At 34.9% G+C, this 392-nt stretch carries 1 protein-coding gene; it reads left to right on the forward strand.

Going from position 1 to position 392, the window contains the following annotated elements; translation table 11 throughout:
* The coding region (locus tag AABK37_RS41965) for an IS200/IS605 family accessory protein TnpB-related protein (protein WP_432557267.1) at positions 1-392 on the forward strand (392 nt) is incomplete at both ends.

The following is a 392-nucleotide window of genomic DNA, read 5'->3' on the forward strand; positions in this document are numbered from 1 at the left end:
TTCCAACCGATTCTTATTAATGGCAGACCAATAAAATCGATTAATAATCGATACAACAAATACATTAGTAAGCGACGCTCAACAAATAAAAAGCTGCATGGTATCGACTGGTCTAATCAAATGGAATTGATGACTCGTCGAAGAAACCATCAAATCGATTCGTATCTACATCGAGCATCAAGTTTGCTGATTAAAACACTCGTATTATCAGGAATTACTACGTTGGTGATAGGTTTAAATCCTGACTGGAAGCGCAATTGTAATATTGGTAGGGTGAATCATCAAAAATTTGTTCAAATACCCCATAAAAAATTAGTTGACATGCTAATTTACAAAGGTGCTTTAAAAGGAATTAAAGTCTACACAAGGGAAGAGTCTTACACGAGTAAAGC

Source organism: Tolypothrix sp. VBCCA 56010 (assembly GCF_050875635.1).
Lineage (GTDB): Bacteria > Cyanobacteriota > Cyanobacteriia > Cyanobacteriales > Nostocaceae > Hassallia.